The sequence below is a fragment of the Corynebacterium sp. genome, from assembly GCF_012837295.1.
Taxonomy (GTDB): domain Bacteria; phylum Actinomycetota; class Actinomycetes; order Mycobacteriales; family Mycobacteriaceae; genus Corynebacterium.
Genome location: NZ_DURI01000116.1, coordinates 1 through 4,175 on the forward strand (window position 1 = coordinate 1; position 4,175 = coordinate 4,175).

General features: G+C 71.1%; 5 protein-coding genes and 1 pseudogene. 3 read left to right on the top strand and 3 right to left on the bottom strand.

The genetic code is table 11. The features are described 5' to 3' along the window. Positions 1-221, top strand: a pseudogene (locus GX015_RS03885) (hypothetical protein); the annotation flags it as partial. Here the strand turns inward: GX015_RS03885 and GX015_RS03890 are convergent. Both GX015_RS03890 and GX015_RS03895 read right to left on the bottom strand, forming a co-directional pair. Further along, positions 218-892 carry a hypothetical protein gene (locus GX015_RS03890; protein WP_291342936.1) on the bottom strand — a complete coding sequence of 225 codons (675 nt, stop codon included), beginning with the start codon at positions 890-892 and terminating at the stop codon, positions 218-220. The pseudogene GX015_RS03885 and the gene GX015_RS03890 overlap by 4 nt on opposite strands. Positions 893-896: 4 nt before the next feature. Then, positions 897-1,529 carry a carbonic anhydrase gene (locus GX015_RS03895; protein ID WP_291342937.1) on the bottom strand — a complete coding sequence of 211 codons (633 nt, stop codon included), beginning with the start codon at positions 1,527-1,529 and terminating at the stop codon, positions 897-899. Positions 1,530-1,565: 36 nt separating this feature from the next. Here GX015_RS03895 and GX015_RS03900 point away from each other — a divergent pair, with 36 nt between their 5' ends. Together GX015_RS03900 and GX015_RS03905 are read left to right on the top strand one after the other, a co-directional pair. After that, on the top strand, positions 1,566-2,477 hold the full coding sequence (locus tag GX015_RS03900) for an A/G-specific adenine glycosylase (RefSeq protein WP_291342938.1): 912 nt from the start codon (positions 1,566-1,568) through the stop codon (positions 2,475-2,477). Between the two features lie 101 nt (positions 2,478-2,578). Beyond that, positions 2,579-3,865, top strand: a complete 1,287-nt coding sequence (locus GX015_RS03905) for a lipase family protein (RefSeq protein ID WP_291342939.1) — start codon at positions 2,579-2,581, stop codon at positions 3,863-3,865. 38 nt (positions 3,866-3,903) lie between these two features. Here GX015_RS03905 and GX015_RS03910 read toward each other — a convergent pair. Further along, the coding region (locus tag GX015_RS03910; protein ID WP_291342941.1) for a pirin-like C-terminal cupin domain-containing protein at positions 3,904-4,175 on the bottom strand (272 nt) is incomplete at its 5' end.

The window sequence follows — 4,175 nt, forward strand, 5'->3', positions numbered from 1 at the left end:
GCCACGCGGCTGCGGGCGGACAGGGCGGGGGCGGGGCGTCGTCAAGCAAACACGGTGCGGGACACGCCGCGCTGCACCGGCATGGCCCGAGGCACGACGCCAACGTCGGGGCGATCCGCGGCGCCGGGCGCGATTTCGAACAGGACGAATACCAGCGGGAACTGTTCGGCGACGAGCCCACGACGGTGCCCGCCGTCATCGGCGCGAACGTGCGCGGCTAGCGGATGTTGAAGGTGTACGGGTCCGCGTTGCGGTCTCCGACCAGGCCGTACACCAGGTAGCTGCCGGACTCGACGTCCTGGCGGTCCGACTCCGTGCACTTGCCCGGGGCCGAGCTCTTGCGAGACCAGTTGACGTCGTAGACGACTTCCTCGCCGGCCTCGATGGTCTCGGTGCCGCTGCCCTCGGAGTCATGGCAGTCGAGGTCGGACCAGATGCGCTCGAAGGTGACCATGTCGTAGACCTCGAAACGCAGGGTGTCCTGGTCGAGATCGATCTCGCAGTCGCCGTTGGTGGGGTTGGCCAGCGTCAACGCGAACCGCGGGTTGGTCGCCCCGTAATTCGGGCTGTCGGCGGTGACCGTCAGGTTCAGGTCCGCCAGCTCGCAGGTGTCCTTGTCCACGGCCTCCGACTCTTCGGCGGAGGGCGTGGTGCTGTACGGCTCGGAGGAATGGCCGGCCGGCGCGGAGGTGTTCTCCACGCCGTCGTCGCGCGACACGGTCACCGACTCGGTGACGTCCGCCGCCTGATTCGTGTCCTCGTCCGTCCCCCCGGAACCGCCCGCCACCCATCTGACGATGCCCACGATCACGAGGATCAGGGCGATGGCCAGCACCAGCGCGGCGATGCGGCGGCGCCGGTAGATCTCCGGGGGCAGCGGTCGGTTGGTCACGCAATCAGACTAGCGGGTCTTCGCTGACTCCCTTGGTCACCACGACCTCGGCGCGTCCGTCCCCGAGGTGGTAGCGCATGCCGACGACGCCGACCTTGCCGTCGTTGAGGCGGGTCTTGATCTCCGGCGAGCGGTCGATGATGTGGTTGACGATCTCGCGCACGTGGCGGCGCTCGAGGTCCTGGATGTCGTTCTGGCCGTCCTTGCGGGCGGCGAGCAGCGACGGGGTGACCTTCTCGATGAGCACACGCTGGAAACCGCCCGGCAGCGCGCCGCCCTCGAGGGCGGAGTGGGCGGCCTTGACGGCGCCGCAGGACTCGTGGCCCAGGACGACGACGAGGCTGACGCCGAGGGAGTCGACGGCGAATTCGAGGGAGGCCAGGACCGACAGGTCGGTGATGTGGCCGGCGGTGCGGATGACGAAGATGTCGCCGAGGCCCTGGTCGAAGATGATCTCGACGGGGACGCGGGAGTCGGAGCAGGACAGCACGACGACGGCGGGGTTCTGGCTGGCGGTGAGCTTCTCGCGGCGGGAGGGGTCCTGGTTCGGGTGGGCGGACTGGCCCTCCATGAAACGGTTATTTCCCTCGAGCAGATGCTTCCAGACGGTTTCAGGGGTGCGTGTCATACCATCCATCTTGCTAGGAATTCGCAGATTGGAGTGAATCGGGTTTTGGAATCAACGCAATCCGGGGGTCTCGCCGCCGGCGCGGACTGGCGCGATGATCTCGTGGCCTGGTTCCGGGCTGCTGCGCGCGACCTGCCGTGGCGGGAGCCGGGCACGTCGCCGTGGGGGATTTTGGTCAGCGAGGTCATGAGCCAGCAGACGCCGGTGGCCCGGGTCGCGCCGTCGTGGCGGCGGTGGATGGGGTTGTGGCCGGAGCCCGCGGATTTGGCGGCGGCGCCCGCGGACGAGGTGCTGCGGGAGTGGGGCAAGCTCGGGTACCCGCGGCGTGCGTTGCGGTTGCGGGAGTGTGCGGCGGCGATCGTCGCAAAGCACGATGGCCGGGTACCCGCCGACGTCGAGGCCCTGCTGGCGCTGCCCGGCATCGGCGATTACACGGCGCGGGCGGTGGCCGCGTTCGCTTTCGGCGCGCGGACGCCGGTCGTCGACGTCAACGTGCGGCGGGTGCTGCGGCGGCACCGGCAGGCGACGTTCCTGCCGGGCCCCCACAAGCGGGCAGACATGGATGCGGTGGAGGGCTTGCTTTACGACGATCCGGCGGCCGCCGCCGAGTTGTCCGCCGCGTGGATGGAGCTGGGGGCGACGGTGTGCAAAACCCGTCCGGCGTGCGGAGAGTGCCCGGTGCGGGAGTCGTGCGCGTGGGTGGCCGCGGGGTCGCCGGAACCGTCGGCGGAGGAGTTGGCGGCGGCGAAAAAGAGGGTGCAGAAGTTCGAGGGCACCGACCGTCAGGTGCGGGGGAAGCTGCTGGACGTGCTGCGCGGCGCCGAGTCGCCGGTGGAGCGGGCGTTGCTCGATGCGGTGTGGCCAGATGAGGCGCAGCGGTCGCGGGCGTTGTTCTCGCTTCTCGACGACGGCCTGGCCGTGCAGGACGCCGACGGATTGTTCCGGCTGCCCAGGTAGAGGGGCGCGGGGAGAAATGCCGGGAGGACCACCGGGAAGTCACGGCCCCGGTGTTCGAACGGCGCGGCGGGGCGATCCGGACGGGCGGCTAGTCTGGCGGCATGAGCGCTTCGGTGGAGGGTTCGGCCGCGGGACGGGGCTTTGCGCCCGTTCGCCGCGTCCTCGCCGCTCTGCTGGTCATCGTGCTCGCCGCGGTGACGGGGTGTTCCGCCGGCGGGTTCGAGGGGGCCGATGCCGACCGCGGGACACCGCCGCCGGTGGAGCGGGAACCGGGGGCGGTGATCACGGAGATGGAGCTGGCGGTGGATTCGCCGAGCGTGGCCGACGCGCGGCGCATCGTCTACGCATCGACGGACGCCCACGGCGGGCCCGATGTCGTCAGCGGCTCGGTGCTGGAGCCCACCGCGCCGTGGACCGGGGACGGGCCGCGGCCGTTGCTGGTCATCGCGCCGGGGACGCAGGGGGCGGCGGACAATTGCGCGCCGTCGATGACCATGCACTTCGGTACTTCTCCCCCGCCTCCGGCCCGGCATTTCCTGGACCTGGGGTGGGCGGTGGCCATCACCGATTACCAGGGATTGGGCACTCCCGGCACCCACACGTATCTGGTGCGCGAGGCGCAGGGCAGGGCGGTGCTCGACGTGGCCAGGGCAGCCGAAAAGCTGATCGGCGAGTTCGGTTCGGGCGGGTTCGGTTCGGATGGCGCGGCTGACACTCCCGTCGCCATCTTCGGGTTCTCGCAGGGAGGCGCGGCGTCGGCGGCGGCCGCCGAGATGGCCGGGGAGTACGCGCCGGAGGTGAGCATCCGGGCGGTGTACGCGGGCGGGGTGCCGGCGGATCTGCCGTCGACGGCCACCGAGATCGACGGGTCGCCGTTGTCGGGGGCGATGGGCTACGCGATCAACGGCCTCGTCGCGGCCTACCCGGAGGTCGGCGAGGAGGTCGACGCAATGCTCAACGCCGAGGGCCGCCGCTTCCTCGACGAGTCCGCCACGCAGTGCATCGGCGCGACGCTGGCGCTGTGGGGGCGGCGGGATTCGTCGGACTTCACCGTCGACGGCCGATCGTTCGCCGAGCACTTGGACGAGGTGGCGGGACCGGGTCTGCGGGAGGCCGTCGGCAAGCAAAAGCTGGGGACGGTCGCGCCGGGGATGCCGGTGTTCGTCACCCACAACGTGCGGGACGACGTCATTCCCGTGGCGGGGGCACGGCGGCTGGTGCGGGAGTGGTGCGACGGCGGTGCGAACGTGACGTACGCCGAGGTCGACGAGGACCTCGGCGACGCCTCCCACGGGCTGGCCTGGCAGCTGACGCAGGATGAGGCGTTCGGGTGGCTGGTCAGCGTCATGGGCGGCCCCGATGCGCCGGGGGCCGAGGGCACGTGCTGACCGGCCGGCGGCTGCGTGGGGCGAGGGTTCGGCGCGGATTACTTGTTGCGGCGCGGGCGCAGCTTCACCGACGGCATCGGCGGCGACGGGATCCGGTCGATCTGGGCGCGGGTGGGTTCGCCCTCGAAGCCGGGGTAACCCTCGACGACGCCGAAGCGGCGGGCGCGGGCGTCGGCGTCCTCCCAATCCTCGCGGGCGGAGCGGACGGCGGCTTCGTCTTCGCCGACGAAGTTCCAGAACATCAGCAGGTCCTCGCCGTAGGGGTCGCCCGCCAGCAAAACCAGGGTGGCGCCCTCGTCGCCGGCGGTGA